The sequence below is a fragment of the Mesorhizobium sp. WSM4306 genome, from assembly GCF_007003975.1.
GTDB lineage: Bacteria > Pseudomonadota > Alphaproteobacteria > Rhizobiales > Rhizobiaceae > Mesorhizobium.
The window spans coordinates 30,911-57,217 of the sequence record NZ_VFTC01000037.1; the positions used below are offsets into that span (position 1 = coordinate 30,911).

General features: G+C 60.7%; 22 protein-coding genes and 1 tRNA gene. 5 read left to right on the forward strand and 18 right to left on the reverse strand.

Annotation, left to right across the window (positions count from 1 at the left end):
- Window positions 1-19: 19 nt before the first annotated feature.
- Window positions 20-1,300, reverse strand: coding sequence for a glutamate-5-semialdehyde dehydrogenase (locus FJV77_RS29020; RefSeq protein WP_142869826.1), 1,281 nt, complete (start codon window positions 1,298-1,300; stop codon window positions 20-22).
- 78 nt (window positions 1,301-1,378) lie between these two features.
- Between FJV77_RS29020 and FJV77_RS29025 the strand changes: the two genes are divergently transcribed.
- Window positions 1,379-1,858, forward strand: a complete 480-nt coding sequence (locus FJV77_RS29025) for a hypothetical protein (RefSeq protein ID WP_142869827.1) — start codon at window positions 1,379-1,381, stop codon at window positions 1,856-1,858.
- 26 nt (window positions 1,859-1,884) lie between these two features.
- Here FJV77_RS29025 and proB read toward each other — a convergent pair whose 3' ends face one another.
- Window positions 1,885-3,012: a glutamate 5-kinase gene (gene proB, locus FJV77_RS29030; protein ID WP_142869828.1), complete on the reverse strand. Its 1,128-nt coding sequence runs from the start codon at window positions 3,010-3,012 to the stop codon at window positions 1,885-1,887.
- A 2-nt stretch (window positions 3,013-3,014) separates the two neighbouring features.
- Complete coding sequence (gene obgE, locus FJV77_RS29035; RefSeq protein WP_142869829.1) at window positions 3,015-4,046, reverse strand: GTPase ObgE; 1,032 nt, start codon at window positions 4,044-4,046, stop codon at window positions 3,015-3,017.
- A 170-nt stretch (window positions 4,047-4,216) separates the two neighbouring features.
- On the opposite strand from obgE, the gene FJV77_RS29040 reads away from it, so the two are divergent.
- On the forward strand, window positions 4,217-5,080 hold the full coding sequence (locus FJV77_RS29040; RefSeq protein ID WP_142869830.1) for an endonuclease/exonuclease/phosphatase family protein: 864 nt from the start codon (window positions 4,217-4,219) through the stop codon (window positions 5,078-5,080).
- A gap of 246 nt (window positions 5,081-5,326) precedes the next feature.
- Here FJV77_RS29040 and FJV77_RS29045 read toward each other — a convergent pair whose 3' ends face one another.
- From FJV77_RS29045 to FJV77_RS29055, 3 genes are all read right to left on the reverse strand, one after another.
- Window positions 5,327-5,914 (reverse strand): GNAT family protein, encoded by a 588-nt coding sequence (locus tag FJV77_RS29045; protein ID WP_112393576.1) that lies wholly within the window; start codon window positions 5,912-5,914, stop codon window positions 5,327-5,329.
- A gap of 136 nt (window positions 5,915-6,050) precedes the next feature.
- Entirely contained in the window at window positions 6,051-6,320 is a 270-nt protein-coding gene (gene rpmA, locus FJV77_RS29050; RefSeq protein WP_015315190.1) for a 50S ribosomal protein L27, read from the reverse strand.
- Between the two features lie 99 nt (window positions 6,321-6,419).
- Window positions 6,420-7,133 carry a 50S ribosomal protein L21 gene (locus FJV77_RS29055; RefSeq protein WP_142869831.1) on the reverse strand — a complete coding sequence of 238 codons (714 nt, stop codon included), beginning with the start codon at window positions 7,131-7,133 and terminating at the stop codon, window positions 6,420-6,422.
- Between the two features lie 369 nt (window positions 7,134-7,502).
- Between FJV77_RS29055 and FJV77_RS29060 the strand changes: the two genes are divergently transcribed.
- Together FJV77_RS29060 and FJV77_RS29065 are read left to right on the forward strand one after the other, a co-directional pair.
- A tRNA-Ser gene (locus FJV77_RS29060) sits at window positions 7,503-7,592 on the forward strand.
- 114 nt (window positions 7,593-7,706) lie between these two features.
- The gene (locus FJV77_RS29065; RefSeq protein WP_063169217.1) at window positions 7,707-9,029 is read left to right on the forward strand and encodes an integrase; all 1,323 of its coding nucleotides are present in this window, start codon (window positions 7,707-7,709) and stop codon (window positions 9,027-9,029) included.
- A 1,453-nt stretch (window positions 9,030-10,482) separates the two neighbouring features.
- Here FJV77_RS29065 and FJV77_RS29070 read toward each other — a convergent pair.
- From FJV77_RS29070 to FJV77_RS29125, 12 genes are all read right to left on the reverse strand, one after another.
- Window positions 10,483-12,384 carry an EAL domain-containing protein gene (locus FJV77_RS29070; RefSeq protein ID WP_082826564.1) on the reverse strand — a complete coding sequence of 634 codons (1,902 nt, stop codon included), beginning with the start codon at window positions 12,382-12,384 and terminating at the stop codon, window positions 10,483-10,485.
- Between the two features lie 175 nt (window positions 12,385-12,559).
- Window positions 12,560-13,741, reverse strand: a complete 1,182-nt coding sequence (gene ubiM, locus FJV77_RS29075) for a 5-demethoxyubiquinol-8 5-hydroxylase UbiM (protein ID WP_024502870.1) — start codon at window positions 13,739-13,741, stop codon at window positions 12,560-12,562.
- 280 nt (window positions 13,742-14,021) lie between these two features.
- A complete protein-coding gene (locus FJV77_RS29080) occupies window positions 14,022-14,639 on the reverse strand; it encodes a hypothetical protein (protein ID WP_063169219.1) in 618 nt (205 codons plus the stop codon).
- 728 nt (window positions 14,640-15,367) lie between these two features.
- Window positions 15,368-15,523 (reverse strand): cbb3-type cytochrome oxidase assembly protein CcoS, encoded by a 156-nt coding sequence (ccoS, locus tag FJV77_RS29085; protein ID WP_081714250.1) that lies wholly within the window; start codon window positions 15,521-15,523, stop codon window positions 15,368-15,370.
- Between the two features lie 5 nt (window positions 15,524-15,528).
- Window positions 15,529-17,808: a cation-translocating P-type ATPase gene (locus tag FJV77_RS29090; protein ID WP_063169220.1), complete on the reverse strand. Its 2,280-nt coding sequence runs from the start codon at window positions 17,806-17,808 to the stop codon at window positions 15,529-15,531.
- Window positions 17,805-18,302 carry a FixH family protein gene (locus FJV77_RS29095; protein WP_063169221.1) on the reverse strand — a complete coding sequence of 166 codons (498 nt, stop codon included), beginning with the start codon at window positions 18,300-18,302 and terminating at the stop codon, window positions 17,805-17,807. Before FJV77_RS29095 ends, FJV77_RS29090 begins: the two co-directional genes overlap by 4 nt.
- Window positions 18,299-19,858, reverse strand: coding sequence for a cytochrome c oxidase accessory protein CcoG (gene ccoG, locus FJV77_RS29100; protein ID WP_063169222.1), 1,560 nt, complete (start codon window positions 19,856-19,858; stop codon window positions 18,299-18,301). The genes FJV77_RS29095 and ccoG overlap by 4 nt, the downstream gene beginning before the upstream one ends.
- 167 nt (window positions 19,859-20,025) lie before the next feature.
- On the reverse strand, window positions 20,026-20,889 hold the full coding sequence (gene ccoP / locus FJV77_RS29105; protein ID WP_063169223.1) for a cytochrome-c oxidase, cbb3-type subunit III: 864 nt from the start codon (window positions 20,887-20,889) through the stop codon (window positions 20,026-20,028).
- 2 nt (window positions 20,890-20,891) lie between these two features.
- Window positions 20,892-21,041 carry a cbb3-type cytochrome c oxidase subunit 3 gene (locus FJV77_RS29110; RefSeq protein WP_024502864.1) on the reverse strand — a complete coding sequence of 50 codons (150 nt, stop codon included), beginning with the start codon at window positions 21,039-21,041 and terminating at the stop codon, window positions 20,892-20,894.
- Between the two features lie 11 nt (window positions 21,042-21,052).
- Entirely contained in the window at window positions 21,053-21,784 is a 732-nt protein-coding gene (gene ccoO, locus FJV77_RS29115) for a cytochrome-c oxidase, cbb3-type subunit II (protein WP_063169224.1), read from the reverse strand.
- Window positions 21,784-23,403 carry a cytochrome-c oxidase, cbb3-type subunit I gene (gene ccoN / locus FJV77_RS29120; RefSeq protein ID WP_063169225.1) on the reverse strand — a complete coding sequence of 540 codons (1,620 nt, stop codon included), beginning with the start codon at window positions 23,401-23,403 and terminating at the stop codon, window positions 21,784-21,786. Before ccoN ends, ccoO begins: the two co-directional genes overlap by 1 nt.
- A gap of 494 nt (window positions 23,404-23,897) precedes the next feature.
- A complete protein-coding gene (locus FJV77_RS29125) occupies window positions 23,898-24,641 on the reverse strand; it encodes a Crp/Fnr family transcriptional regulator (protein WP_024502861.1) in 744 nt (247 codons plus the stop codon).
- Window positions 24,642-24,793: 152 nt separating this feature from the next.
- Between FJV77_RS29125 and hemN the strand changes: the two genes are divergently transcribed.
- Complete coding sequence (hemN, locus tag FJV77_RS29130; RefSeq protein WP_063169226.1) at window positions 24,794-26,143, forward strand: oxygen-independent coproporphyrinogen III oxidase; 1,350 nt, start codon at window positions 24,794-24,796, stop codon at window positions 26,141-26,143.
- Window positions 26,144-26,307 lie beyond the last annotated feature (164 nt).

The following is a 26,307-nucleotide window of genomic DNA, read 5'->3' on the forward strand; positions in this document are numbered from 1 at the left end:
GGGAGGGTAAGGTCAGCGCTCAAGGCCTCACCTGTCCCGATCCGCGCACGCGGTATTTGAACGAGGTCAGCTGTTCGACGCCGACCGGCCCGCGCGCATGCATCTTGCCGGTGGCGATGCCGATCTCGGCGCCCATGCCGAACTCGCCGCCATCGGCGAACTGGGTCGAGGCATTGTGCAAGAGAATCGCCGAATCGATCTCGTTGAAGAAGCGCTCCACCGCCTTTGCATCCTCGGCGATGATTGCCTCGGTATGATGCGAGGAGAAGGTTTCGATATGGTCGATGGCGCCGGCAATGCCGTCGACCAGCTTCACCGCGATGATGGCGTCGAGATATTCGGTGACCCAGTCGGCATCGGTCGCCGGCTTGGCGTCGAAGAACAGCTTCATCACCTCTTGATCGGCGTGGATCTCGCAGCCGGCCGCACGCAGCGCGTCGAGGATGGGGACCAGATGGGTGGAGGCTACAGCACGGTCGACCAGCAGCGTCTCGGCGGCGCCGCAGACGCCGGTGCGGCGCATCTTGGCGTTGACCGCGATCTTCACCGCCATGTCGAGATCGGCCGAACGGTCGACGTAGAGATGGCAGATGCCTTCGAGATGGGCAAAGACCGGCACCCGCGCCTCGCTCTGCACGCGCCCGACCAGGCTTTTGCCGCCACGTGGAATGATGACGTCGAGATTGCCGGACAGCCCTTTCAGCATCTCGCCGACAGCGGCGCGGTCGGTGGTCGGCACCAGCTGGATGGCATCCTGCGGCAGACCGGCTGCCTTCAGCCCTTCGACCAGGCAGGCATGGATGGCGGCGGACGAATTGAGCGAGTCCGAGCCGCCACGCAGGATCACCGGATTGCCAGCCTTGAGGCAGAGCGCGCCGGCATCCGCCGTCACGTTCGGCCGGCTTTCATAGATGACGCCGATGACGCCGAGCGGCGTGCGCACGCGCTCTATATGCAGGCCATTGGGGCGATCCCATGCGGCGATGACATCGCCAACCGGATCGCGCAAGGCGGCGATTTCGCGAATACCGTCGGCCATGGCGCGGATGCGCGCCGGATCGAGCTTCAGCCGGTCCATGAACGAGCCGGAAACCCCGGATTCGTGGCCGTTCGAGACGTCGATGGCGTTGGCATCGAGAATAGCCTGCTCACGGGCGATGATCGCATCCGCCATGGCCAGCAGCGCGGCATTCTTTGCAGCGATGGAAGCGATGGCCAACGGTCGGGCGGCAGCGCGAGCGCGACGGCCGATATCGGCCATCAAACTGGCTATATCTTCGCCTTGGTGTTTTTTCAGCATCTGACCGCTCCGGTGAAGCCTGGTGGATTTACACGCGGCTGGCCTTCGCGGCAATGGCTGCGAAGCTGAGGAGGCCCAATGAGAAGTGCCCTAATCCTCGTTGTTCTGGCCTCAATGCTCATGCCTAAAGCCCTACACGCCGCTGATTACTGCGACGACAAGATCGAGCCTGGCGAAAGCCCTGACGGCAAGGCCATGGTTATGCTCGGTTCGATGCTGTCCGTCGCGCTTGCCGAGCGCTATTGCGGCGCGCCACCAACACCACCCTCTCAGATCTTCGTCGTTGTTGAGGAGGGCCACGGATGTGGGCCGCGAGCGCGGCTCGAGGCGGAATACAAGAAAAGGATGGAAGGGGCAGAGGTAATGACGACCGACGACCTCATCCGCAATCTGGCCTTCGATGACGAGAAGGATATTCCCCAAGCTGAAATGGATCGACGCGCCAAGGCCGCCATCGAAGGAGAGTTGGGAGGTTGCAGCGAGCTTCTGAAAATGCAGCAGCAGTTTCTGGAGAGTTATCGCAACCCACCGAAATGGCCTCATGAACCAGAGAAGTAGCGCGACCTTGATCGCCGGGCCGAGACTCAGTCGGCCGTGCCGCTCACCACCAGATCGTCGCGGTGGATCATCGCCGAGCGTGCCTCATAGCCGAGCACGGTTTCGATCTCGGCCGTCTTCAGGCCTGCGATCCTTACGGCATCGGCGGCATCGTAGGCAACTAGGCCGCGCGCGATCTCACGACCCTCCGGCGACAGGATGGCCACCGTGTCGCCGCGCGAGAAATTGCCGCTGACCAGTCTGACGCCGGCCGGCAGCAGCGACTTGCCCGACAGCAGCGCGCCGATGGCGCCGGCATCGACGGTGAGCCGTCCGGCCGGCTCAAGCTGGCCGGCGATCCAGGTCTTGTAGCCCTTCACCGGATTGGCGCTCGGTCTGAAGAAGGTGGCCCGCTCGCCGCGTTCGATCGCCATCAACGGCGACAGCCTGGTGCCCGAGGTGATGATCATGGCGGTGCCGGCGGCAGTGGCGATCTTGCCGGCGTCGAGTTTGGTGCGCATGCCGCCACGCGACAGCTCGGACGCCGCCGCGCCCGCCATCGCCTCGATATCGGGCGTGATCCGGTCGACCACGGGGATGAATTTGGCTTGCGGATCGCGCGCCGGGGGTGCGGTGTAGAGCCCGTCAATGTCGGAGAGCAGGACCAGCAGATCCGCGCCCATCATCGTCGCCACCCGTGCCGCCAGCCGGTCATTGTCGCCATAGCGGATTTCAGAGGTCGCCACCGTGTCGTTCTCGTTGATGACCGGCACCGCCTTCATCTTGAGCAGCGTCGAGATGGTGGCGCGGGCATTGAGGTAGCGGCGTCGCTCTTCGGTGTCGCCGAGCGTCAGCAGGATCTGGCCCGATTTCAGCGCGCCCTTGCCCAGCGCATCCGACCACGCGCCGGCCAGCGCAATCTGGCCGACGGCGGCCGCCGCCTGGCTTTCCTCAAGCTTCAACGCCCGTTTGCCGAGCCCCAAAATGGTGCGGCCGAGCGCAATCGCGCCGGACGACACAACCAGGATCTCTGCGCCGCCATTGGCGAGTTCCGCAATGTCGTCTGCCAGGGAGGCCAGCCAGTCGCGCTTCAAGCCGCTAGTGCGGTCGACAAGCAGCGCCGAGCCGATCTTGACCGTGATGCGCCGGTATTTCTTCAGGGAATGCGCAGCCATGATCAGCTGTTCCAGCGCGTCTCGACGGGAGTGGCGGTCCTTGCTCGCGCTTCCCCCACTATTGCCATCAGTGCGCGCAGCACCGCCTCGACGCCTTCGCCGGTGACGGCAGACAACAGCATCGGCGCGCGACCGGCAGCGCGTTTCAGCGACGCGGCCTTCTTCTTGCGCTCGTCGGCATCGAGGATGTCGACCTGGCTGAGCGCCACGATCTCGACCTTGTCGGTCAAGCCATTGCCATAGGCGTCGAGTTCGGCGCGCACGGTCTTGTAGGCCTTGCCCGGGTTCTCCTCCTGCGCCGAGACCAGATGCAAAAGCACCCGTGTGCGCTCGACATGGCCGAGGAACCGGTCGCCGATGCCGACGCCTTCATGCGCGCCTTCGATCAGGCCCGGAATGTCGGCAATGACGAATTCGCGCGCATCGATGCGAGCGACGCCGAGGCCCGGATGCAGCGTGGTGAAGGGATAGTCGGCGATCTTCGGCTTGGCCGCGGTCACCGCCGCAAGAAAAGTCGACTTGCCGGCATTGGGCAGCCCGACCAGGCCGGCATCGGCAATCAGCTTCAGCCGCAGCCAGACATTCATCTCCTCGCCGGGCAGGCCGGGATTGGCGCGCCGCGGCGCCTGGTTGGTGGAGGTCTTGAAATGCTGGTTGCCGAAGCCGCCATTGCCGCCCTTGGCCAGCAGGAAGCGCTGGCCGACCACGGTCAGGTCGCAGATCAGCGTCTCATTGTCCTCGGCAAACACCTGGGTTCCGGCCGGCACTTTCAGCGTCACGTCGGCGCCCTTGGCGCCGGTCATGTTGCGGCCCATGCCGTGGACACCGGTCTTGGCCTTGAAATGCTGCTGGTAGCGATAGTCGATCAGCGTGTTCAGCCCGTTGACGGCCTCCAGCCAGACATCGCCGCCGCGGCCGCCGTCGCCGCCATCCGGACCGCCGAACTCGATGAATTTTTCGCGCCGGAACGACACCGAACCGGCGCCGCCGTCGCCGGAGCGGATATAGACCTTGGCTTGATCGAGAAATTTCATTGGACTACGCAGTTTCTGCCGTTCGCCTTGCGGCTTTGCTCTAACCTTGCGCCTTGCTCTAAACCAAGGCGGACCGAAGGGCGAGGCCGATTTGTGACTAAAGCGCCGGATGCCCTTTTGCCGGGGAAGCGGTAGCAGTGTACCCGGGACGGAGCGAGGGGGGCGCGGAAATGAAGGTTGTCACCTATAACATCCAGTACGGCATCGGTCTCGATGGCCGCTACGATCTCGGCCGCATCACCGATGCGGTGCGCGGCGCCGACGTCATCGCGCTGCAGGAAGTGACCCGCAACAACCCGCGGAACGGCAACCGTGACATGGTGGCCGAGATCGGCGAGGCGCTGCCTGAGTACTTTGCCGCCTATGGCAGCAATTTCGAGGTCAATGTCGGTTCGCGCCTGGAAGCCGGCCGCGCCATCACCACCACCTTCCAGCTCGGCAACATGGTGCTGTCGAAGACACCCATCCAACTGTCGCGCAATCTGCTTTTGCCACGCAGCCGCAGCCTGGAGGCGATGAACTTCCAGCGCGGCGCGCTCGAGGCGCTGATCGAGACTCCGCTCGGCTTTGTCCGCTTCTATTCCACCCATCTCGACCATCGCAGTCCGGTTGAGCGCGCCAGCCAGATCCGTTTTCTGCGCCAGCGCCTGTTGAACTATGCTCTCGAAGGCGGCGGTCTCTCCGGCATTCCCGAGATCGGCCTGCCTGACCTGCCCTATCCCGAAGCCTTCATCGTCATGGGCGACTTCAACATGCTTCCCGGCTCCTCGGAATATGTCGAACTCGTCGGCCGCCCGGACCATGAGTTCGGCATGCCGCTGACCGCCGATCTCGCCGTCGATGTCGCCCAGCGTCTCAATGCATCGGACATCGTCACCTGGGTCGACCCCAACCGGCCACAAGACACAAGCCGCCACAAACGCATCGACTACATCTTCACCTCGGCCTCGCTCGCCGGATCGCTGAAGCGCCTGTGGGTCGATCAAAAAGCCGTCGGTTCCGATCACCTGCCGGTGTGGGTCGAGATGAGCTGAGCGACGACTCCACGGACCTTCTGGCCTCACGCGACGCGCTTAGGTGTGTTGAGATTCAGGTCAGGCCGAGTCGAAAACGCTGGTTTTCGAGAACCGGCCTACGCCGGCCGTAGCCTTCATAGAGCGGAGACACTTATGAGGGCTTCGGCCGGCGAAGGCCGGAGCGGAGCGTACTTTTCGTACGTGAGCATCGGAAGCGCAGGAAGCCGCCATTCGCAGGCCGGCCTCACCTGAATATCGGCACACCTAGAAGTGCACCCAGTTGCGCAGACTAATCCACGTCTTGCGATCCAGCCGATACCGCTCGACCGGCACCTGGCCGGCGACGATGGAGTTCAGCATGCCCTGGCCGGCATACTGGAAGCCGCACTTGTGGATGACCCGGCGCGAGGCCGGATTGATCACCCGCGTCGAAGCCTGCAGCACCTGCGTCGAGGTCCGCTGGAAGGCGAGGTCGACCAGCGCATGCGCCGCCTCCGTCGCATAGCCGCGCTTCCAGTAGGGCTCGCCAATCCAGTAGCCAAGTTCCAGCCCGCGATCGGTCATGTTGAGCCCGGCGCAGCCGACGAAGGTGTCGGTGCCGGCCAGCGTCAGGGCATAGGCAATGCCGGCGCGGCGCGATCTTGTCATGGCCAGGAAGGCGCGTGCCTCGGCCTCGCCATAGGGGTGTGGCATGCGGGCCAGCATTTCAGCGACATGACGGTTGTCGGCAAGCTCGACCAGTTGCGCGATATCGGCTTCGCAAGGCGCCCGCATCACCAGCCGCTCCGTGGCCAGCACCGGGCAGTCTATCGCGTAACTTTCGTCTTCGGTGTCTTCCGCTTCGGCAACCATTTTCAGTCCTCCAGGCAAGAAAAAAGGGGAGATGGAAAACCCATCTCCCCTGATCCTTTTCCTGGATTTGCCAAACCCTTTTGGCTTCCAGACACCGGTTCCCGAGATGGGCGCCGGTTTTATAGTGCGGAACCGGCTACTCCGCGGCTTTGGTAATCGGATTGACCGATACGTAGGTTCGGCCGTTGGCTTTTTTGTTGAAGGTGACTGCGCCGGTCTCGAGCGCAAAAAGGGTGTGGTCCGTGCCCATGCCGACGTTGACGCCGGGATGCCAGGTGGTGCCGCGTTGACGGATGATGATGTTGCCCGGGATAACGGCTTCGCCACCGAACTTCTTCACGCCCAGGCGCTTGGAATGCGAGTCGCGACCGTTGCGCGACGAGCCGCCAGCTTTCTTGTGTGCCATCTAACTAACTCCGATGCGCCTCAAGAGGCGCTTGAATGGTCTTATGAACGCGTTCGCGTTCCGTTTCAAGTCCGATCCGGCGACCCTGTCGCCGGAAAATTACTTCTTCGCCAGCTCCTTGGCCTGCTCGCGCCAGTCCTTGATCTGGTCGGCGCTGAAGGGCATGTGCTCGTCGATCTTGGCGACATCCTTGTCGGTCAGCTTGGCCAGCTGCGCGAAGGTGATGATGCCCTGCTCTGCCAGATCCTTGGCTGCGACCGGGCCGATGCCCTTGATCACGGTCAAATCGTCCGGCTCGCCCTTCGGCGCCTTGAACAGCGGCGCGGCGACGGCGGTCTCGGCCTTGGCTTCTGCCTTCGGGGCAGCCTCTGCCTTGGCTTCCTTCTTGGCCTTGGCTTCCTTCGGCGCGGCCTCGGCCTTCGCCTCGGGTGCGACCTCTGCCTTGGCTTCCGGCGCCTTGGCTTCGACCTTGGCTGCGGCCTTCTTGGAAGGCTTGGCGCCACCCAGCAGGATCTCGGCGATCCTGACCGTGGTCAGAAGCTGGCGGTGGCCGATCTTGCGGCGCGAATTCTGCCGGCGGCGCTTCTTGAAAGCGATGACGGTGCGGTTCTTGCCCTGCTCGACGACTTCCGCCGTGACCAGAGCGCCATCGACGAACGGTGCGCCGAAGGTGACATTTTCGCCCTCGCCATGCGCGAGAACGCTGCCGATTTCGACGATATCGCCGACATTGGCTTCGAGCTTTTCGATCTTCAGGAGATCGTTGGCGGCAACGCGATACTGCTTACCGCCCGTTTTAATGACTGCGAACATTTTTTGCCTTTCGCTGTTCGGTCGGCCTTGATGAACCGCCTCTGGCGGTTCGGCCGTCTTTTTGTCAGTCTGCGGGTTCAAAAAACAAGCGGCGCGGAAGAACCCTCCACGCCGATTGCGCGCTTTCCCTAACCGAAGGTTTGGCTGAAGTCAAGGCAAACGGCCCGATTCCTTGGCCATGCCGGATCCTCGCCGCGCCCGATCCCTGCGGTCGAAGGCTGGTCGGCCTCGCCTGTCGACGCGGCCGCAACGCAGCTCTCCCGACAAAGCCCACACAGGAACCTGAATTTCCCCGCGGATTTGGCCTTGTAACCTGTCCGCCCAGCCGTTATCTAGTGCGCCGCGCCGGCAACGGCCGACCATGACCGCGGAGAGGTGGCAGAGTGGTCGAATGCACCGCACTCGAAATGCGGCATGGGTGCAAGCCCATCGGGGGTTCGAATCCCTCCCTCTCCGCCATTTAGCTTCCATAAAAATCCTTTCCTTTCAAAAGCTTCCTTGTTGCGCTTGACCAGCACGAAGCGAAACATATCTTAGACTGTGTAACAAACTGTGTAACATTAGAGAAAGATAATGCGACGTTCCGCAGCGCCAAAGCCGCATAAACGTGAAGGCATCTGGTATCTCGTCCGCAGGGTGCCGAAGGAATTCGCGGCGTTTGATCGCCGCTGCCTAGTACGCATTTCCACGGGCGTCGCCGTGGCTGACGATCCCCGCGGTGTACGGGCGCGAGATGCAGTGCAAAGCCTCGGCGCGGGGCTGGAGGCGTATTGGCGTAGACTGCGGGAAGGCCAATCCGCCGAGGCGGGGCTGCGTTTCGAAGCCGCGAGGAAGCGCGCGCGGTCATTTGGATTGGCCTATCGCACTAACGAGGAACTAGCAGCGGGGCCGCTCGACGAACTCATGGCCCGTATCAAGCTGCTCCTCGACAAAAAATCGATCGAGGACGCGCAGGACGTCTCGGCCGTCATGGGTGGGGAGAAGCGGCCAGCGGTCCGCCTGAGCGGTCTTATCAAGGAATTCGAGACGATCGAGCAACAGAACTTGCTGACCATGTCGCCCAACCAAATCAAGAAATGGCGTAACCCCAAAAAGCGCGCAGTTGCCAATCTGGTTGGAGTCATTGGCGACAAGGAGATCGCAAGCCTCACTCGGGACGACGCAATCGCGTTCCGCGAGTGGTGGCAAAAGCGGATCGTTGAGGATGGACTTGATATCGGTACGGCCAACAAGGACATCGGCCATGTTTCGAAAATGCTGCGCGTCGTCGATCTGACTCACCAGCTCAAGCTGGAGCCGGTTTTTCGAAACCTGCGTCTTTCCGGCGCCGTCCCCGGGCAACGCGCTGCGTTCACAGCGGAGTTCATTCAGGAGAAGATACTCGCTGAAGGCGCGCTCGACGGACTCAATGACGAAGCCCGCCATCTAATCTATGTGATTGCCGATACCGGACTCAGGCTTTCTGAAGCGGCAAACCTCACCACCGAAACAATCCACCTCGATCGAGAAATCCCGCATGTGCGGGTGCGCCCCAATGGCCGTCGCTTGAAGACCGGTCATTCAGCCCGTGACATTCCCTTGGTTGGCGGCGCACTTGCAGCCATCAAGCTCCATCCGGACGGCTTTCCTCGTTATCGCGACAAGGCCGCGTCACTTTCAGCGCTCGTCAACAAGGTGCTCGCCAGCAAGGAACTTCTGCCGACTTCCGAGCATAGTCTTTATAGCCTGCGACACACTTTCGAGGACCGGCTGACGGCAGTTGAGGCGCCGGAGAAGGTAATTGCTTCTCTGATGGGCCACAAATGGATCCGGCCCAAATACGGCGCGGGACCTTCGTTAGCGCAAAAGCGCGAGTGGCTCCAAAAAATCGCTTTTACCCCGCCCGGGCGAATGTGATTGCGGCGCCATCCAGGCCTTGAGAACCAACCTCACGGCTCCAGCTGTCCGAGCCATTTAGGTTGAGCGTGGCCAGCACGCGCTGCGCTCGCTCGCGATTTCCGAGCTTCCGCCGCATTTGTTCGACCTCGTATTCCAGCCTTTCGAAGGTCGGTATATAGGCATCTCCATGCCGGATGACCAAGTAGGCGGCAACAGCTAGACACCATTCTAGCTCCGTGGCCGATGGATCGGAAAAAGGGGCGACGCCATACCAAGACGAGCAACGCCTCTCGAGGGCTTCCGAACTAGGCAAACGGCCAGCATGTGGCATGGGAAAGAAACCTATGCCTGATCGACGAACCTAAAGTGCTCACGAAGCTTGACCGGTACGCGGGCCATCGGAGGGTTCTGCCTAAAACCGCCAAAAATTTTGAAACACCCATTCATCCGGCTCGAATTCAAAGGGATCGGCGATTTTTGGGTTATGGCTTGCAAGCATAGTTCAGCCCAGACAAGAACGCCTGATATCTTGTCGTGCACTGTCACCCTGCCAAATATGGTGCCGGCGACAACGGCAGTTTGGCGAGCAGAAGAATTCCCGAGACTGAGACGTTCTACGGCTTGGCCCATGTTCGCGCTCCTCCTCGATTGGAGACAGGATGGGCCATATGGAAGCGAATAAAAGGAGGTTGGTGACGAGTCTCGGTAGTGGAGTAGAAACGGGTGGAAAAGCTTGCGCTATTCGCCATCGGCGCCGCTAAGCGCATTTGAGAGAAGGGGCAGCGATCGCCAAGAGATGACGTCCGATCGCAAGCCGGCTAGAAATGCGACAGTGACGCGCCTTTTTTGGCACGACCTTAGCACCCGATCGGGCCTCAGCTGGTCGTCGTTGCGCAGCCGATCGGGTGCGATTTTTATAAAGCTCTCTTGGCTTTAGCTTTGAGAGCCCGTCATCGAGACAAATGCAAGGGAACGGTCCGCCCCCTGGGGACATTCGACATGCCGTGGCAGCTTCCTATGGTGAGCCAGCGCATTCCGATACACGTTTTCCGCGCTCTACCGTTGCTCCAGCACCTGTGCTGAGGCTGAGCGCTTGATCAGGACCCGACCGCTGCTGTTGCGGGATGGTGACTGGGTTGAGGTCGCGAAGACCTTGACCGCGGGTACGTTGTTCATCCCGATGAGCGCTGAGCCGAGAAGCAGCCAAGAACGCTTCCCGTAATCGAATCCTACGGGAACCGCGAAACCAGCGTCCAAAGGACGCAATTCTCCGACGTCGTTCACTCAAGCTCATCTCGCAACTTGAACGCTTGTATGAAGCCGCTGCATGTGCGCCGGTGGACCGGATTGCTGCTATCCAAACCACGTGCTCAGTTTCGCCCCCGTAATAACTCTACCGTCCGAAACGGCTTTCGCGCGTCAGGTCCACCCCACATGAAAGTTCCGCGAGCAGCACGGACGGAGAGGCCGGTCACAACTCCTTCGCGTGCTCTTTTACTACCGAATCAAGTGCCAAATGGAGAGGCACTGCCTTAGAGAACAGGAAGCCCTGCGCGGTTCTGCAGCCAAGCTTGTACAGAGTTTGCCGATCTGCCTCTGTTTCAACGCCCTCGGCCATGACCTCGATCCCGAGCGTCCTACCAAGATCAATCACCGCTTTGACAAGCAGCCGATTCTCCCGGGACTTGGCTAAGCCGCGAACGAAGCCCTGATCTATTTTCACCTTCCTGATCCGACTGTCCTTGAGCGATGCCAACGTCGAAAAACCGGTGCCGAAGTCATCGAGCGCGATAGAAATGCCAGCATGTGAAAGCCGGGCGAGCTTTTCATCCACTCTGTCCGGATCCACTGGGGCTTCTTCGGTAATCTCGATGTCGAACATCGTTGCAGGGAGGTCTTTTGCCGCCAGACCATTAAGAATCATCTCGTCAATATCGCCAGCTTCCAACTCGCACGGTGAAACATTCATCGCCACACGAACATCACGACGGTCAGCTTTGACCAAGCCCTCGATAAGAGCGCAACAGTCGGCGAATACCGTTTGAGTTAGCAGCTGAAGCATTCCAGTTTCGCGTGCCGCTGTCATGATCTCGGGCGGAGAAATGGGACCGTGAAGCGGGTGAGACCATCTTAGCAAGGCTTCAAAACTGACGACGGCTTCAGTTTCGAGTCTTACGATTGGCTGAAACCAAGCGACCAAGCTTCTCATCGTTATCGCCGAATGAAGATCGCGTTCGATTGACTGGCGGCGTTGCAACTCCCGGGCTAGCTCGGCATCGAACAGACAAAATTCATTCCTGCCGCGGCGCTTAGCTGTGTAAAGGGCGATGTCGGCCCGCAACAACATTTCCGTTAGTCCGGGGTTTTCAGCCAAGTAGATTCCTATAGACGCTCCAATGCGGACTGATGCGATCCCAGGATAGGGGCGAGCAAGCTTGGCTATGAGATTGGACGCGAGATTGGTGGGAGAAGGAGAATTCTTTCGCGAAGAAAAAACCAGCACGAATTCATCCCCACCGATGCGGGCGAGCGTTGAGCCCTCCGGTGCTTCTTCCTCTATTCGGCGGGCGATCCTGGCAAGCAGCTCGTCACCCGTTCTGTGACCGTAGGTATCGTTGACAGATTTGAACCCGTCCAGATCAATCAGCATGGCCACAAAGGGTCCATCGGTGTTCTCAAACTGATCGATTGCATGTTCGAGGCCCCGCCTGTTGAGGAGCGCGGTAAGATGGTCCTCCCTGGAATTGCGCTCCATTTCCGCGGCAAGCCGCTCGGCTTGATGTCTCAGGCGGCTCGCGTCACGGAAGCGCGCTTGTCCAACGAACGAGGATCGAACCAGGCCGCCCTCGAAAAGCAGGACGGCAAAAGCCAGAATGTAGTTTTCCGGGGCTCCCTTCGTCAGCAAACATGCGGCGGCAATGAGGAGTGGCGGTGTGATGAAGCATATCGCTGCCGCAGCATATGAGCTGCCGTACGTGACCGCGCCAGCTGAAATGCCCGCCAGAATTATTAGATGCAGCGATGCTTGAGACGTCGTGTATCCAGCCGTTAGGACGGCAAGGAATGACCAGGTGAATCCCGCCAGAAGAGCAAGCCTGCCAAACCAGCGAAGCCGCAGCCAAACCCGTGTCAGATCATCCTGGACTCCGGGTTCCTTCAGCTGATGACGGGCGAGTGCAAGGCGGGCGGCATTTATCGCATTAACGACCGAAAACCAGGCCGCGCCAGCAAGACCGTTCCCGGAAAGGGCCTGCACGGTCAAAATCAGCCCGGACAGCACAATGCTTATCGGCATTGAGACGAAAAGGCCTGCCCTCAGATCAGCGAGCTGGTCCTGAAGGATTCTCGCCTCCAGCGGATCTTCTTTTTCCAAGGCTGGACGGGTCAGCTTGCTTACTCCTGCTTGTCCGCAGCCTATGCAGCCCCCCTGAAGGACGGGTTAATTCTTCAATCGGAGATCAGCGTCGGGGAGCAGGATTACTCCGGTGCATCATGCACTCTCTCATCGCTCGCCCAGCACGCGCAAAAATGCGACTGCTGGTGCAGTATCACCGCTGGAGCTCCGCCGAAATCCCATGCCGGACAAGGGGAACATGTTGGGCAAAGCGAAGCCCCAGATGCCTTGCAAGCCGTGCCGCCAGGTGGTCTCTGGAGTAGAGTCCAACCAATATGTTCGTTGCATGGTAGAGCGGCGCCGCCGACAGGCGCAGCCGCCTTTCGTATATATGCAGCATGTCGGGGTCGCCAACATTGCGGCCGTCGCGGCACGCAGTCATGATTCCACGGGCGAGTTGCTTCTGGCTGCTGAGACCGATGTTGAATCCGTGAGCGGTCACCGGGTGCATGCCGATGGCAGCGTCGCCGATGAGTGCGGCGCTCGGCGCCCGGAATTTGTGCGCCCAGGTCGTGACCAGCGGATAGGTGTGGCGCTTGCTTGCCAAGGTCATTTTTCCAAGGCGCCCTCGACACCGTTTCGTCAACTCCGACAGGAACAAATCATCATCGAAGGCAAGCAGTCTATAGGCCTCGTTTGAGCGCAATGTGAGCAGCAGCGACGACATGCCCTCCGCGAGGGGCAATATCGCTATCGTCTGATGGTGATCGAACCATTCGATGGCGATCTGGTGGTGGGCGCGCTCGTGCCTCACTCGGCAAATCAGCATCGAGTGGCCAAGCCGGTTGATATCGGCGCCGATGCCTAGCAGATCACGCGTGGCGGACAAACGCGAATCCGCGGCAACAACCAGCCGAGCAGTTAAACGCGCGCCATTAGAGAGCGTTACGACTGCTCCTTCTTGGCTGTTTGTTGCATCGACGACCGAGTGGCCGCACAACAGCCGGGCGCGATCCTGCAAGCGGACGATTTTGAACAGCGCCTCGCGGATCCGGCAATTTGGAACCAAAACCCCCAGCGGTTCTCCAGAGTTGCTGGGAGGATCGAAACGAAGAGCGAATGCGCTCGAGCCGTTGAGCACGCGCGCGCCTTGAAGTGCTGATTTGTCCGAAGCCGGGATGACATCCCAGGCGCCGAGCTCGCGAAGGGTTCTGATCGAAGCGTTGGTCAGCGCGATTTCGCGACCATCGAAAGCCGGATTCGCCAGACTATCGAATGTGTTCTGTTCAACAACTGCCACCTTGAGTTCGCTTTGGGCAAGCGACGCAGCGAACGAAAGGCCGACCGGGCCGGCTCCAACGACAACGATGTCAAAATTATCGTCAGAGCCCATCAGCGTGCCGCCATCCGGTCGCCTATCCTCGTGTAACGGTGGAACTGAGCCGAGTGACATGAGCTCCGTGCCCGCCGCATTGCCTAAAGGCGCTGGGCCGGGAGATTCGCATCGATCGGCAACGAAGCACTCAAAGCGCTCAGAGGTGGATGCGGCTAACCGATCCCGCCCTTTCGCCGCGCAGCCGCGCAGATCGCCGCCAGCAAGCGAGACACTCGCGACGCTGGTCAGCGACGGCCGCGCCGCATCGATCGCCACATTCCACCTGGAACCCTTGCGCATACTACTCACGCTCCACGACGTCGAAGCGGGCTCTCTTGCGAGGGTGAGGGTATCGAACGTAGCGCTCTCTCTCGTCATCCCAGCCAAGGTAGCGGAAACTTTTATCCACGACCGCGCATATCTCATCAAGAACCTGCTGCATGGCTTCGATGTCGATGTCCTTGCAATTCAGTCGCCGATAGAGCAAAGCCCACGCGGCGACATAGTCGTCGAAATAGCGCGCGTCACTCGAACCAATGATCAACTTCGGACGGTTGATCGATTTCGAAAACGCACGTCCCAACCCCGATGATGCTCCGCAGCACGTTGACATCACGAGGATCTTCGGCGCTGGATGCGAGCCCTGGAACATTTTTACGAAGTCAGCCCAAAGAAGGCCACTTCGCCCACTGGACGAAGCGATCCCGTCACCATTGCCGTGCCCGGCGATGTGAAGCACGTCGCACTCCGCCTCCATCGCTCGTACTACAGCCTCACCAAATTTCGTTCGGTTCAACGCCATTTGGAGCTCCGCGCGGATGTTGACAGCCTTTAACAAGTGCTGCACGATCGGTCCCTCTTGCCTGTCGGCGAAGTAGTCATTTGCATTGTGGCAGTCGATGATGTGTACGGTGTTCATGGTACTCCAGCCGCTTGTTCGTTCATCGTCGTGACGAGCGGACACCACGCGCGCGGAACCGCGTGACGTGCGCTGGGTTCCGGTACCGTCGCATAGCCTCAAGGCGCGGGCCGGGAATCGGGATGGATCGGCAACGACGCACACAACCCATCAAAGGCGAAAGCTGTTGATCGGCCCCCTGTCCGCGCAAGCCACGCGGATGGTCAGCCAGCAAGCGAGATACACACGACGCCGGTCAGCTAATGGCTGCGCCGTAAGCACAAGGCATGGCCGACCACACGACAGAAAACCCAGAACCGTGAAGGTGCTGATAATGACGACCAATCTTTCCGTAAGTCATGCATTTCTCCGTCGAAGACTGGTCAATAGACCACGCCGATGAGTATGACCCTGATCTGGATCAGCCAGACATGACCAATCGGCACTGGCGGTTCACGGTCAGGTGATCGACCGTGACGTTCCACTTTGGAACCCGTGCGCACATTGCCAAGCTCTCGTCCGGCCACGCGAGGTACTCTCGTGGCATCACACGCCTCATACTGGGTGCAATGGGAGGCAGTCCTTCGCACGACAGAGGCTTTTCACAAATGTAGTGTGCAGCTTAGGTCAAGATGGTCATGGAGCATGGAGCATGGAGCATGGAGCATGGAGCATGGACAGCTTGTTCCCGACCGAGCCGGCTCGACTGACGAGCGCGATCCGCGCATCTTATGCACAGCGGATTGAAATCAGCGTTCCGGTTTGTCGTCCCGATCAATTAGTATCCGCTCGGCGGCTCCGTCGAGATCTTCGTATTGACCGCTTCGCAATGCCCAGACGAAGCCGGACACACCCAGTGCACCCAGAAAAAGGGCCACTGGTATGAGATAGAGCAACGTCGTCACGAGGATTATGCCGAATAGCTGACTGCGGAGCGTCCGACTTTTTGAATAACTTGCAGCGTCGCATTCGCCCCGAAGCCGTGCAAGCGCAATGCGTTTCCAATAACAAGCACCGATGAGGCAGACATGGCAATCGCCGCTAACAAAGGCGTGGCGTGGCCCAGGATGGCGATCGGCACGGCGACGGCATTGTAGACGATCGCAATCGCGATGTTCTGGCGGATCAGGTGTCCCGCCTTGCGCGAGACGTCCAGCGCGAGAGGCACTGCCAGAAGGCTTTCGCGCAGGAATACGAAGTCGGCGGCATTGCGGCCAATGTCGGCGGCGGTGGCCGGAGCGATCGAGACATGCGCCGCGCTCAGCGCCGGCGTGTCGTTGAGGCCGTCGCCAACCATCAGAACCTTGTGTCCGTCTTTCGCCAGGGTCTCGATGCGCTCGACCTTGCCCGACGGCAGCAGGCACGGAACGAAGTCCTCGACACCCAGCATTCTTGCAACTTCACCGCAGGCACCTGCGGTATCGCCCGACAGCATTTGCATCGACACCCCAGTATCGTTCAATCGCTTGATCGCCGCCGCCGCGTCGGCGCGCAGCGCATCCTCGAAATCGAAGGTCGCGACAATGAACCCGTCTTTTGTCAGCACCGTTCCGCCATAGCCATGGTTGCCTTCACCACCGGTCCGGGCCTTCCATCCAGCCCATCCGCGTCGACCCAGCCGCCAGATGCTTCCGGCGACAGTGGCTTCGATCCCGAACCCCGGATGCTCTGTGACGGCATCGAATTTGTGTTGCCCGCCAGGAGCGGCAAAGCCGGTTATGGCCTTTGAAAACGGGTGACGCGAGTGCGCGGCCATGTCTGCCGCGATTGCCAGCATGGCCGGATCGATCGACGATGCATTGAGGAGCCGGGGTTGTCCGAGCGTGAGCGTTCCGGTCTTGTCGAACACTGCGTTATCAATCGTCGCCAGGCGCTCCATGGCCGAACCGTCCTTGACCATGATGCCGTTCTCGAACAGACGCCGCGCGGCGACCACCTGAACGATCGGTACGGCGAGGCCGAGCGCGCACGGGCAGGTGATGATCAGAACGGCAATGGCGATCGTCATCGCCCGGTGCCAGTCGCCCGTCGCCGCCATCCAACCCAGGAATGTCACGAAGGCGGTGAGATGAACCACGGGCGCGTAGAGTGCCGACACGCGATCAGCGATGCGGCGATAGTGCGCGCGACCGCCCTCTGCGGCTTCCATCAGCCGAACCATTTCGGCGAGGAACGAATCCTTCGCGGCGGCGGTCGCCTCGATCGTCAGCGGGCCGGTAAGATTGAGCACGCCGGCCTGCACGGCTTCGCCCGGCGCCACGTTTTTCGGCGCGCTTTCGCCTGAGGCCAGCGAGCAGTCGAGATCAGACGCTCCGTGGATGATCTTGCCGTCGACGGGGATCCTTTCACCGGCCGCGATCAGCAGCTGCATCCCCGGTTCGATCTCGCCAACCGGCAGATAGTCGCGCGCGCCATCGCCGCGCAGCACCATGGCGCCGCGTGCGGCCAGCTGCGACAGGCCTTTCACCGCGGTGCGGGCACGTTCGCGCATCACGTGATCCAGCGTCCTGCCGATCAAAAGGAAAAAAAGCAGCGAAACCGACGCGTCGAAATAGGCGTGGTCGCCATGGTTGATCGTCTCATAGAGGCTCATGGCGTAAGCGAGCGACACTCCGACCGCGATCGGCACGTCCATGTTCATGCGGCCGTGGCGCAGTGCATTCCAGGCCGAGCGGAAGAAGATGCCGCCGGCGAAGGCGAGCGCTGGGATGGCGATCAATGCGGAGACCCAGTGAAACAGGTCGCGGGTAGCCCCTTCGGCCCCGGACCAGACAGAGACCGAAAGCAGCATGATATTGCCCGCCGCGAACCCGGCAACCGCGACGGCGCGGATCAACTCCGAAAGCGTCCTGTCCTTTTCATCAATCTCGGGGGCGAAGAGATGCGCCTGGTAGCCGAGCCGTCCAAGCGCGGCGACGAACGGTGGAACCTCGTCGCCACGCCAGCGGACCGAGACCCGTTTCGTCGACAGGTTGACGCGGGCGCTCTCGACGCGATCGAGCGTTCCCAACGCCGTCTCGATCGTCTGGATACAAGCTGCGCAATGAACGCTCGGCACCGAAAGATCGGTTTGGCGGAGATCATCTCCAAGCGATCGGCTCGCCAGCCTGATCTCTTGACTAGACGGCAGGACCGACGTGGTGCTGCCCAGATCAAGCGCCATTTCGGCGCCCGGTGCACAACAACTCATTTCAGCGCTCCATGGGAAATCATGATCCTGCGGACTTCGCGGTAGGGCTCGGCCAGACCGGCGTCAGCGTCGACTTCGACGATCCAGACGCCATCCTTCGGCATGTGCTGGGCTGCGAATTCCTGGCCGGAGGCGAGGGCGAGGTTGACCGCCTTGTCCTCTTTCTCGTAGGCGGGATGGCGAAACAGCACCTTGACGCCATGCAAGGCAATCGGCTTGCCGACGGCGTCGGTAAGGCTATAGCGGACCTCGCCCCATGCGATGGTCAGCTTGCCGGTCCAGCCGAGCGCTGCCTGCGCCCGCCCCTCCTCGGCCTTCTTGTTGAACTGCTGGCTCGCCACATAGGTGTTTTCGACGACAAGGCCGGTCCAGCTCGTGTTGGCGAGCGTTGCCATCGTCAGATTGACCGCGATGACCACCCCGAAAAAGGCTAGGATGATGGCCAGCATGTGCCTGCCGGTGAATACGCGGGGTTTTTCAGCGTTAGCGGTCATCTGGCAGTCTCCGGCGCGTTGAAGGTGGCGGTGTATTCGTCCGCCTCGAAGCTCGCCTTGTCCTCGACACGGAACTTGAAGGTCTGCGCTGTGCCCTGGATTTGATCCGCCGGCTGGCGCACGAAGACCTTCAGCATTTTCAGGCGGTCGGGTTCGACCGGAATGGCAAAAGAACGGCCTTCCGGGATGTCGTCGCCGACCACGCTCATCTCGGCGCCCTGCAAGCCTTGAATCGCGACAACGATCGTCCTTGGCTCGGGGATCATGTTGAGCAGCTTGACGGTGTAGCCGTTGCGGATCGAGCCGTCGGACAGCGTGACAAATTGCGGATTGCGATCATGCAGCACGTTGACTTCGAGCCGATCGCGCGTCAGCAGCGAATAGAGCAGACCCAGGCCGATCAGCGACCAGATACCCATGTAGACGTAGGTGCGTGGCCGAAAGATCTTGCGGATATGGAAATGCGCCACCTTGTCGGAGAACAGGCCATCAGCGGTCCTGACCTGCGACGGGTTGACTGAACTGGAGCCGCCCGCGGTCGCCAGCATCATGTTGGCGTTGTAGTCGGACAGTGTCGCATAGGAGATCAGCCCGCGCTCCTTGCCGAGCTTGTCCATGACCCCGTCGCAGGCGTCTATGCACAGCGCGCAGGTGATGCATTCCATCTGCTGGCCATCGCGGATGTCGATCCCCATCGGGCAGACCGCGACGCAGGCATTGCAGTCGACGCAGTCACCGACCGGCAGCCCTGCGGCAAGGACCTTCTTGGCGTGGCGAGAACGCGGTTCGCCGCGCCAGTCATTGTAGGTGACGGTGAGAGAACTTTCGTCGAGCATCGCTGCCTGGATGCGCGGCCATGGGCACATGTAGGTGCAGACCTGCTCGCGCATCAGACCGCCGAACGTGTAGGTGGTAGCCGTCAGCACGGCGACAGTGATGTAGGCGACGGGTGGCGCGGTGCCGGTGAAGAGTTCGCCAACCAGCGTCGGCGCATCGGCAAAATAGAAAATCCAGGCGCCGCCGGTCGCCGCACCGATGACCAGCCAGACGGCGTGCTTCGATAAGCGCAGCATCAGCTTGCGGGCGGTCCAGGGGCCTGCATCGAGTTTCATGCGAGCGTTACGGTCGCCCTCTATCGCACGTTCGACGACGAGGAACAGATCGACCCACACCGTCTGAGGGCATGCATAGCCGCACCAGGCACGGCCGACAGTCGAGGTGATCAGGAAAAGACCGACGCCCGCCATGACCAGGAGGCCGGCCACATAGAAGAATTCCTGGGGCCATATCTCGATGAAGAAGAAGTAGAAGCGCCGGTTCGCGAGATCGAGCAGGACTGCCTGGTCCGGGGCAAATGGACCGCGAGCCCAAGGCAGCCACGCAGCCAGGTAATAGATGCCAAGTGTGATCGTCATCACCAGCCATTTGAAGCGACGAAAGTTGCCCGAGGCGCGCTTCGGAAAGATCTTTTGACGCGCGGCATAAAGCGGCTTGCGGGTTTTGGCGGAATTGACAGTTTCTGTTTCGAGCCCTGTCAACTGCGTCTTGTCACGCATGTGCAACTCCACTTTCCCAGCCAATGTCAGGGGCACCTGTCGTAAAGCCTCGCCGTAGGATAGCCTTGCCGGGTTGTGCAGATCGCATTAGGGATGGTGTCGAGGGGCGGCTCACGCCGGGCCTCGTCCGCTTGGCAGGGGGGACCGAAGAATAGGACCTTCCATTCCTATTCTCCGCCGCCAAGCGAATGGACATAAACTGCAAGTTCCTTGACCTTGATCTCGCCGAGACGGCCAACCCAGGCCGGCATGACGCCCTGTTTTGGCGCACGGACCTGTGCGGCGATGGCTGTCTCACCGGATCCATAGAGCCAGATCGCATCGGTCAGGTCGGGGGCGCCGAATTCCCTGTTGCCTTTTGCATTGTCGCCGTGACAGGCCACGCAATTCTCGGCAAAGACCTTGGCGCCGGGTTGGATCAGACTTGCATCGCGGACCTTGCCGGAAAGGCTGGCCACGTAGGCGCTGACTTGTGCGATCTGGTCGGCGGTAATGATGTCGCCGAAGGCCGGCATTTCCGACAGGCGCGTGTCCGGATCGGATGCGAAGCGGATGCCGTGCGTAATCGTCTGCTGGATCTGCTCGGCCTTGCCGCCCCACAGCCAGTCGTCGTCGTTGAGATTGGGAAAGCCCTTGGAACCCTGGGCGCCGGAGCCATGACATTGTACGCAATTGACCTTGAAAGCGGCGCCACCGGCGGCGATTGCGAATTCGCGCAGGCCGTCGTCCGCGGCGATTTCCGAGACGCTCTTGGACTCCACCGCCGAGATATATTTGCCCTTGGCGGCCTCAGCCGCGGTCAGCTCGTTCCTGACCTCGTTGCGGCTGGAATAGCCGAGCACACCCGTTGTCGCCGAGTGCAACAGAGGCCATGCTGGATAGGCAATGGTGTAGCCTATCGCCCAGACAATGGTGACGTAAAAAGTGATAACCCACCATCTGGGAAGCGGGTTGTTCAGCTCCCGGATACCATCCCATTCGTGGCCGGTGGTCGAGACGCCAGAGATTTCATCGATATGCTCGTCGCTCATGATCACTCGTCCTCGAGCGGAATGCGGGCCGCTTCGTCGGCCAGCCTTCGGCTGCCGGGGCGTAGGGCAAAGGCGATGCACCCCACGAAGAACAGCGCCATCGCAACCAGGCCCCAGCTGTCGGCAAACGCCCGCATCAAATTGTAGGTCATCAGCGTTCTCCTCAGCGGTAGCCGGCGGCTTCGTCGTAATTTTTGAAGTCGACCAGTGTGCCAAGCATCTGCAGGTAGGCGAGCAGGGCATCCATTTCGGTGACCTGTTGCGGGTTGCCGTCGAAGTCGCCGATCTTGGCTTTTGGGTAACGCGCCTCAAGGCCTGATGTGTCGGCATTGGGATCGGCCTGCGCCGCCAGATCCGCATTGGCGTGGGCGATCATGTCATCGGTGTAAGGGACGGCTACAAGCCTGTTGGCGACCAGATGCGTCGAGAAATCCTTCACGTCGATCGGCGTGTCTTTCAGGAACCCATAGCTCGGCATGATCGATTCCGGCACCACCGAGCGCGGGTCGGTAAGATGCGCGACATGCCATGCATTCGAGTAGCGGTCGCCAACTCTGGCGAGATCCGGCCCGGTGCGCTTCGATCCCCACTGGAAGGGGTGATCGTACATGGACTCGGCAGCCAGGCTGTAGTGGCCATAGCGCTCAACTTCGTCGCGGAACGGCCTGATCATCTGGCTATGACAGAGGTAGCAGCCCTCGCGCATATAGATGTTGCGCCCGACAAGTTCGAGCGGCGAATAGGGGCGCATGCCTTCCACCTTCTCGATCGTGTTGTCGAGATAGAAGAGAGGCGCGATCTCGACGATGCCGCCGACCGTCACCACGAGCAGCGAGCCAACGAGAAGAAGCGTGGCGTTCTTCTCGATGATTGCGTGTTTGTCCATCAAGCCCATTACCTGGCTCCTGATCGCGCAGGTCGGATGGCGACGGGGCTCGGCATCGGCTCCTCCTCGCGCTGGTGGCCGAGGATGGTCCTGGTGATGTTCCAGGCCATGATCAGGGCGCCGGAGAGGTACATGGCGCCGCCGATGGCGCGCAGGACATAGTAGGGGTGCATGGCGGCGACGGTTTCGGCGAAGGAGTAGACCAGGAAGCCCTGCTCGCCATATTCGCGCCACATCAGGCCCTGCATGATGCCGGACACCCACATCACCGCGGCGTAGACGACGATCCCGAGTGTCGCCAGCCAGAAGTGCCAGGTGACGAGCCTCAGCGAGTAGAGCCGTTGACGGTTCCAGAGCTTCGGGACCATGTAGTAGATCGCGCCGAACGAGATCATGCCGACCCAGCCGAGCGCACCCGAATGGACGTGCCCGATGGTCCAGTCGGTATAATGCGACAGCGAATTGACCGCCCGGATCGCCATGATGGGGCCTTCGAAGGTCGACATGCCATAGAAGGCGACGGCCATCACCATCATGCGGATGATCGGATCGGTGCGCAGCTTGTCCCAGGCGCCGGACAGCGTCATCAGGCCGTTGATCATGCCGCCCCAGGACGGCATCCACAGCATGATCGAGAACACCATGCCGAGCGTCTGCGCCCAATCGGGCAAGGCGGTGTAGTGCAGGTGATGCGGCCCGGCCCAGATGTAGAGAAAGATGATAGCCCAGAAATGGACGATCGACAGCCGGTACGAATAGACTGGCCGGTTCGCCTGCTTGGGCACGAAATAATACATCATGCCGAGGAAGCCGGCGGTGAGAAAGAAGCCGACCGCGTTGTGGCCGTACCACCATTGCGTCAAGGCGTCCTGGACCCCTGAAAAGGCGGAGTAGCTCTTGGAGCCCGGGAACGAGACTGGTATGGACAGGTTGTTGACCACATGCAGCATCGCGATGGTCACGATGAACGACAGGTAGAACCAGTTGGCCACGTAGATATGCGGTTCCTTGCGCTTCAGGATCGTGCCAAGGAACAGAATGAGGTAGGCGACCCAGACGATGGTCAGCCAGACATCCACATACCATTCGGGTTCGGCGTACTCGCGGCCCTCGGTGATGCCGAGCAGGTAGCCGGTCGCGGCCATGACGATGAACAGCTGGTAGCCCCAGAAGACGAACCAGGCGAGATCACGGCCGAAGAGGCGCGCGCGGCAGGTGCGCTGCACGACATACAGAGACGTGCAAAGCAGCGCGTTGCCGCCGAAGGCGAAAACGACACCGGATGTGTGCAACGGCCGCAAACGACCGAAATTGAACCAGGGCTGGATGTTGAGATCGGGGTAGGCGAGCTGCAGCGCGATCACCACGCCGACCAGCATGCCGACGACACCCCAGAACACGGTGGCGATCGCGCCGTAGCGGATCGGACCATCCATGTAAGCGGATGGGTCAATCGGAGCTGCTGGCCTGAACTCCGTGTTGCGCAACAGGATCGCAGTGAAACCAGCCACTGCGAAGAACAACACCCACATGTGTCGGCGGAAAGGTTCATCCACGCCGAAGCCGGCGGCCACCAGGGCCGCAAAAGCGAACACGCTTAGAAGGACGATCTCTGTGCCGAATTTCATTGCAGATCCCGATCTCGAATCTGGTGGATGCCAAATCCGCAGCGCACTAATCGCGCAGCCGCCGCCCCCTCGCCCTGATCTATGTCAGGCCGCACGATTTTGTGCGGCGCAATCAGCAGGTGGCGAATGAACGAGGAACGCAGCGCGGGCTCACTCCCTCATGGAAGGCGTTCCCTGGGTTGGGCGGGCGCAGACGCGATCGCTGAGGCGAAAGCTGAGGCTCTGCGCGCGTTGGATGCTATTGCCGATGCCCTGCCAAACGTTGTTCGGATCCCATTGGAAACGAACGCGATCGTTCCGCCGAGCCGTGGCAGATTAAGGACCATGCTTCGCCGGTATGTGCCGAAACACACCTGGCGATTGGTCACGTTCCTATCAAAGCCCGAAAGCTGTTTGTCTCGACAACCGTGACGCCGCTTCGTCGAAGGCGCGGCGACATCGCATTAAAAGGCAAACACGGCCCGCCCCGGAGTCATGCGACATGGCCTCGCCGCTTAGGGCCGCTCGCGTCCGCCGCCACAGCGCTTCTCCAGACGGCTTATGCTGTCCACCGTCACATGGCGTGCGTTCTCAATCCGAATCACCCCGTCAGCCCGCAATCGCGTCAGTTGGCGGCTCACGGTCTCGCTGGTGATTCCAAGGAAATCAGACATTTCGGCACGCGTCAGCGGCAGATCGAAGGAGGCCGACCCGGAAGCCGCATCGAGACTGGAATCGATATTCCGGGCCATCATGAGGAGAAAAGTCGCCACCTTTTCCGGAGCTGTCTTGCGCCCCAGCGTCACCATCCACTCGCGCGCCTCATCGAGTTCATTCAGCGTCTGTTTGAGCAGGCGATGCTCGAATTCCCGTGACGCCTTCATCATCCGTTCGACGGCCGCTCGCGGAAACGAACACAGCGTGACTGCTGTTGCCGCTTCCGCATTGATCGAGCTTTCCTCCTTGAAAGGACGTCCCAGAAAATCCGGTGCAAACTGGAGACCGACGATCTGCTGGCGCCCATCCGACAGGCTCTTTGATAGCTTTACCACGCCTGAAAGCACGTTGGAGTAGCTGTCGACGTTCTGTGCCTCGCCGGTCAACTCCATTCCTGACTCGATCCGGCGACGCGAGCAAGTCTTGGCGAGCCCAACCAAATTGTCTGGATCGAGCGCACCGCAGACACCGCGACGCCGTGCCTCGCAAGGGAAGCAAAGAACAGGAATGCCGGAACTATGAATGTCTTGCCGAAAGGTCATGCGTTCGCCTTACCCGATCCTAACTGCCGGCAGGATACCCATCCAGGGTAGAGAAATCCTGCGGCGGTTTGTCCATGAGCGCGGCTGATCGAGATCAGGGTCTGCTTCAGCGATGCGTGCAGTGTTCCGGCGGGCAACACGGTGAACGCGAGATGCAATCGGAAATAGCTGTCAAACTCAGCGAGAACGTCCCACGCTACACCAGCTATCCGACGGCGCCGCATTTCCATTCGGGGATCGATGCTGCCATTTACCGTGGCTGGTTGGAGACGCTGGAAAGCGGCGACGAAATCTCGCTGTACCTGCACATTCCTTACTGCGACAAGCTCTGCTGGTTCTGCGCCTGCCACACCAAGCAGACGCACCAATATGAGCCGGTGGCCGCTTATCTGCGCTCGCTGAATGCCGAAATCGTCACGATTGCCGGTCTGGTGAGCGGCAAGGCACATGTCCGTGCAATCCACTTCGGTGGCGGTTCGCCAACTATTCTGAGGCCCGATGATATGGTTGCTCTTGGAGCGGCCTTGCGGGACAGCTTCGACCTTCTCCCGGATGCTACGGTCAGCATCGAAATCGAAACCAACGACATGGACAAGGCGCGCCTTGATGCACTTGCTCAAATCGGCGTAACGCGGGCGAGCCTCGGCGTGCAGGATTTCGATCCGCAAGTGCAAAAAGCAATTAATCGTGAGCAGAGTTTTTTGCAGACCAAGGCAGTCGTCGACGGGGTTCGTTCGCGGGGCGTCGAATCGGTCAATCTGGACCTGCTCTACGGGCTCCCGAATCAGACACGCGAGACGATCTGTTCCACGGTGGCGCAGGCACTGACCTTGGAGCCAGACCGGATGGCCCTGTTCGGCTACGCACATGTGCCCTGGTTCAAGAAGCATCAGACGATGATCGACGAGGCATGGCTGCCGAGTCCCACTGAGCGTTTCGCCCAATCTCAACTCGCGGCGCGGGCAATTGTCGCCAAGGGATATGAGGCAATAGGACTCGATCATTTCGCGAAGCCCGACGATGCGCTGGCCATAGCGGCCCGCGCAGGGGTTTTGCATCGCAATTTTCAGGGCTACACTGAGGATCGCTGCCCGACACTGATCGGACTTGGCCCTTCGTCCATCGGTCGTTTTCGCCAAGGCTACGTGCAGAACATGGCTTCGACTGCCGGGTACGGGCGCATGGTTGCGGATGGCGGGTTGGCTGCCGTCCGCGGCGTTGCCCTTTCCGACGACGATCGCGTCCGTGGCTGGATCATCGAGCGGCTGATGTGTGATTTTGCCTTCTCGGCAGTCGACCTGGTGGAGCGGTTCGGCAAAGCCGGCGAGCAGCTCCTTCATCGCTCGAGGTCCATCGCACTCCACGATCCTGCCCGAGCGCTTGAATTCGATGGTGACAGTTTCCTCGTACGGACTGAAAGTCGCCCCTTCATTCGAACCATCGCGGCCAAGTTCGATACATATTTCAAAGGGGGAACGGCGAGGCACTCGGTGGCGGTCTGAGCAAAGCACAGTGCGCTCGCCGTTTGGTCGATCGGCGAACCAGCTGCGTTCGTTTTGACCGCTCATAGGCGACTACCGCATCAAATCGTCGACCGTGAACAATCCGAGCCCTAAGCGGCGACCGGCTTCGGCCGGATTTGAAGCAGGGCAATCAAGAGCGACAA

Bases quoted from the DNA above. Each gene is read 5' to 3' on its own strand.
- rpmA (WP_015315190.1), bottom strand. From the start codon at position 6,320: ATGGCACACAAGAAAGCTGGCGGCTCGTCGCGCAACGGTCGCGACTCG.
- FJV77_RS29110 (WP_024502864.1), bottom strand. From the start codon at position 21,041: ATGACCTACAATTTGATGCGGGCGTTTGCCGACAGCTGGGGCCTGGTT.
- FJV77_RS29125 (WP_024502861.1), bottom strand. From the start codon at position 24,641: ATGACCTTTCGGCAAGACATTCATAGTTCCGGCATTCCTGTTCTTTGC.
- FJV77_RS29090 (WP_063169220.1), bottom strand. From the start codon at position 17,808: ATGAGTTGTTGTGCACCGGGCGCCGAAATGGCGCTTGATCTGGGCAGC.
- FJV77_RS29025 (WP_142869827.1), top strand. From the start codon at position 1,379: ATGAGAAGTGCCCTAATCCTCGTTGTTCTGGCCTCAATGCTCATGCCT.
- ccoG (WP_063169222.1), bottom strand. From the start codon at position 19,858: ATGCGTGACAAGACGCAGTTGACAGGGCTCGAAACAGAAACTGTCAAT.
- FJV77_RS29020 (WP_142869826.1), bottom strand. From the start codon at position 1,300: ATGCTGAAAAAACACCAAGGCGAAGATATAGCCAGTTTGATGGCCGAT.
- FJV77_RS29055 (WP_142869831.1), bottom strand. From the start codon at position 7,133: ATGTTCGCAGTCATTAAAACGGGCGGTAAGCAGTATCGCGTTGCCGCC.
- ccoN (WP_063169225.1), bottom strand. From the start codon at position 23,403: ATGAAATTCGGCACAGAGATCGTCCTTCTAAGCGTGTTCGCTTTTGCG.
- ccoP (WP_063169223.1), bottom strand. From the start codon at position 20,889: ATGAGCGACGAGCATATCGATGAAATCTCTGGCGTCTCGACCACCGGC.
- proB (WP_142869828.1), bottom strand. From the start codon at position 3,012: ATGGCTGCGCATTCCCTGAAGAAATACCGGCGCATCACGGTCAAGATC.
- FJV77_RS29065 (WP_063169217.1), top strand. From the start codon at position 7,707: ATGCGACGTTCCGCAGCGCCAAAGCCGCATAAACGTGAAGGCATCTGG.
- obgE (WP_142869829.1), bottom strand. From the start codon at position 4,046: ATGAAATTTCTCGATCAAGCCAAGGTCTATATCCGCTCCGGCGACGGC.
- FJV77_RS29095 (WP_063169221.1), bottom strand. From the start codon at position 18,302: ATGACCGCTAACGCTGAAAAACCCCGCGTATTCACCGGCAGGCACATG.
- FJV77_RS29080 (WP_063169219.1), bottom strand. From the start codon at position 14,639: ATGAACACCGTACACATCATCGACTGCCACAATGCAAATGACTACTTC.
- FJV77_RS29045 (WP_112393576.1), bottom strand. From the start codon at position 5,914: ATGGTTGCCGAAGCGGAAGACACCGAAGACGAAAGTTACGCGATAGAC.
- FJV77_RS29040 (WP_142869830.1), top strand. From the start codon at position 4,217: ATGAAGGTTGTCACCTATAACATCCAGTACGGCATCGGTCTCGATGGC.
- hemN (WP_063169226.1), top strand. From the start codon at position 24,794: ATGCAATCGGAAATAGCTGTCAAACTCAGCGAGAACGTCCCACGCTAC.
- ccoO (WP_063169224.1), bottom strand. From the start codon at position 21,784: ATGGGCTTGATGGACAAACACGCAATCATCGAGAAGAACGCCACGCTT.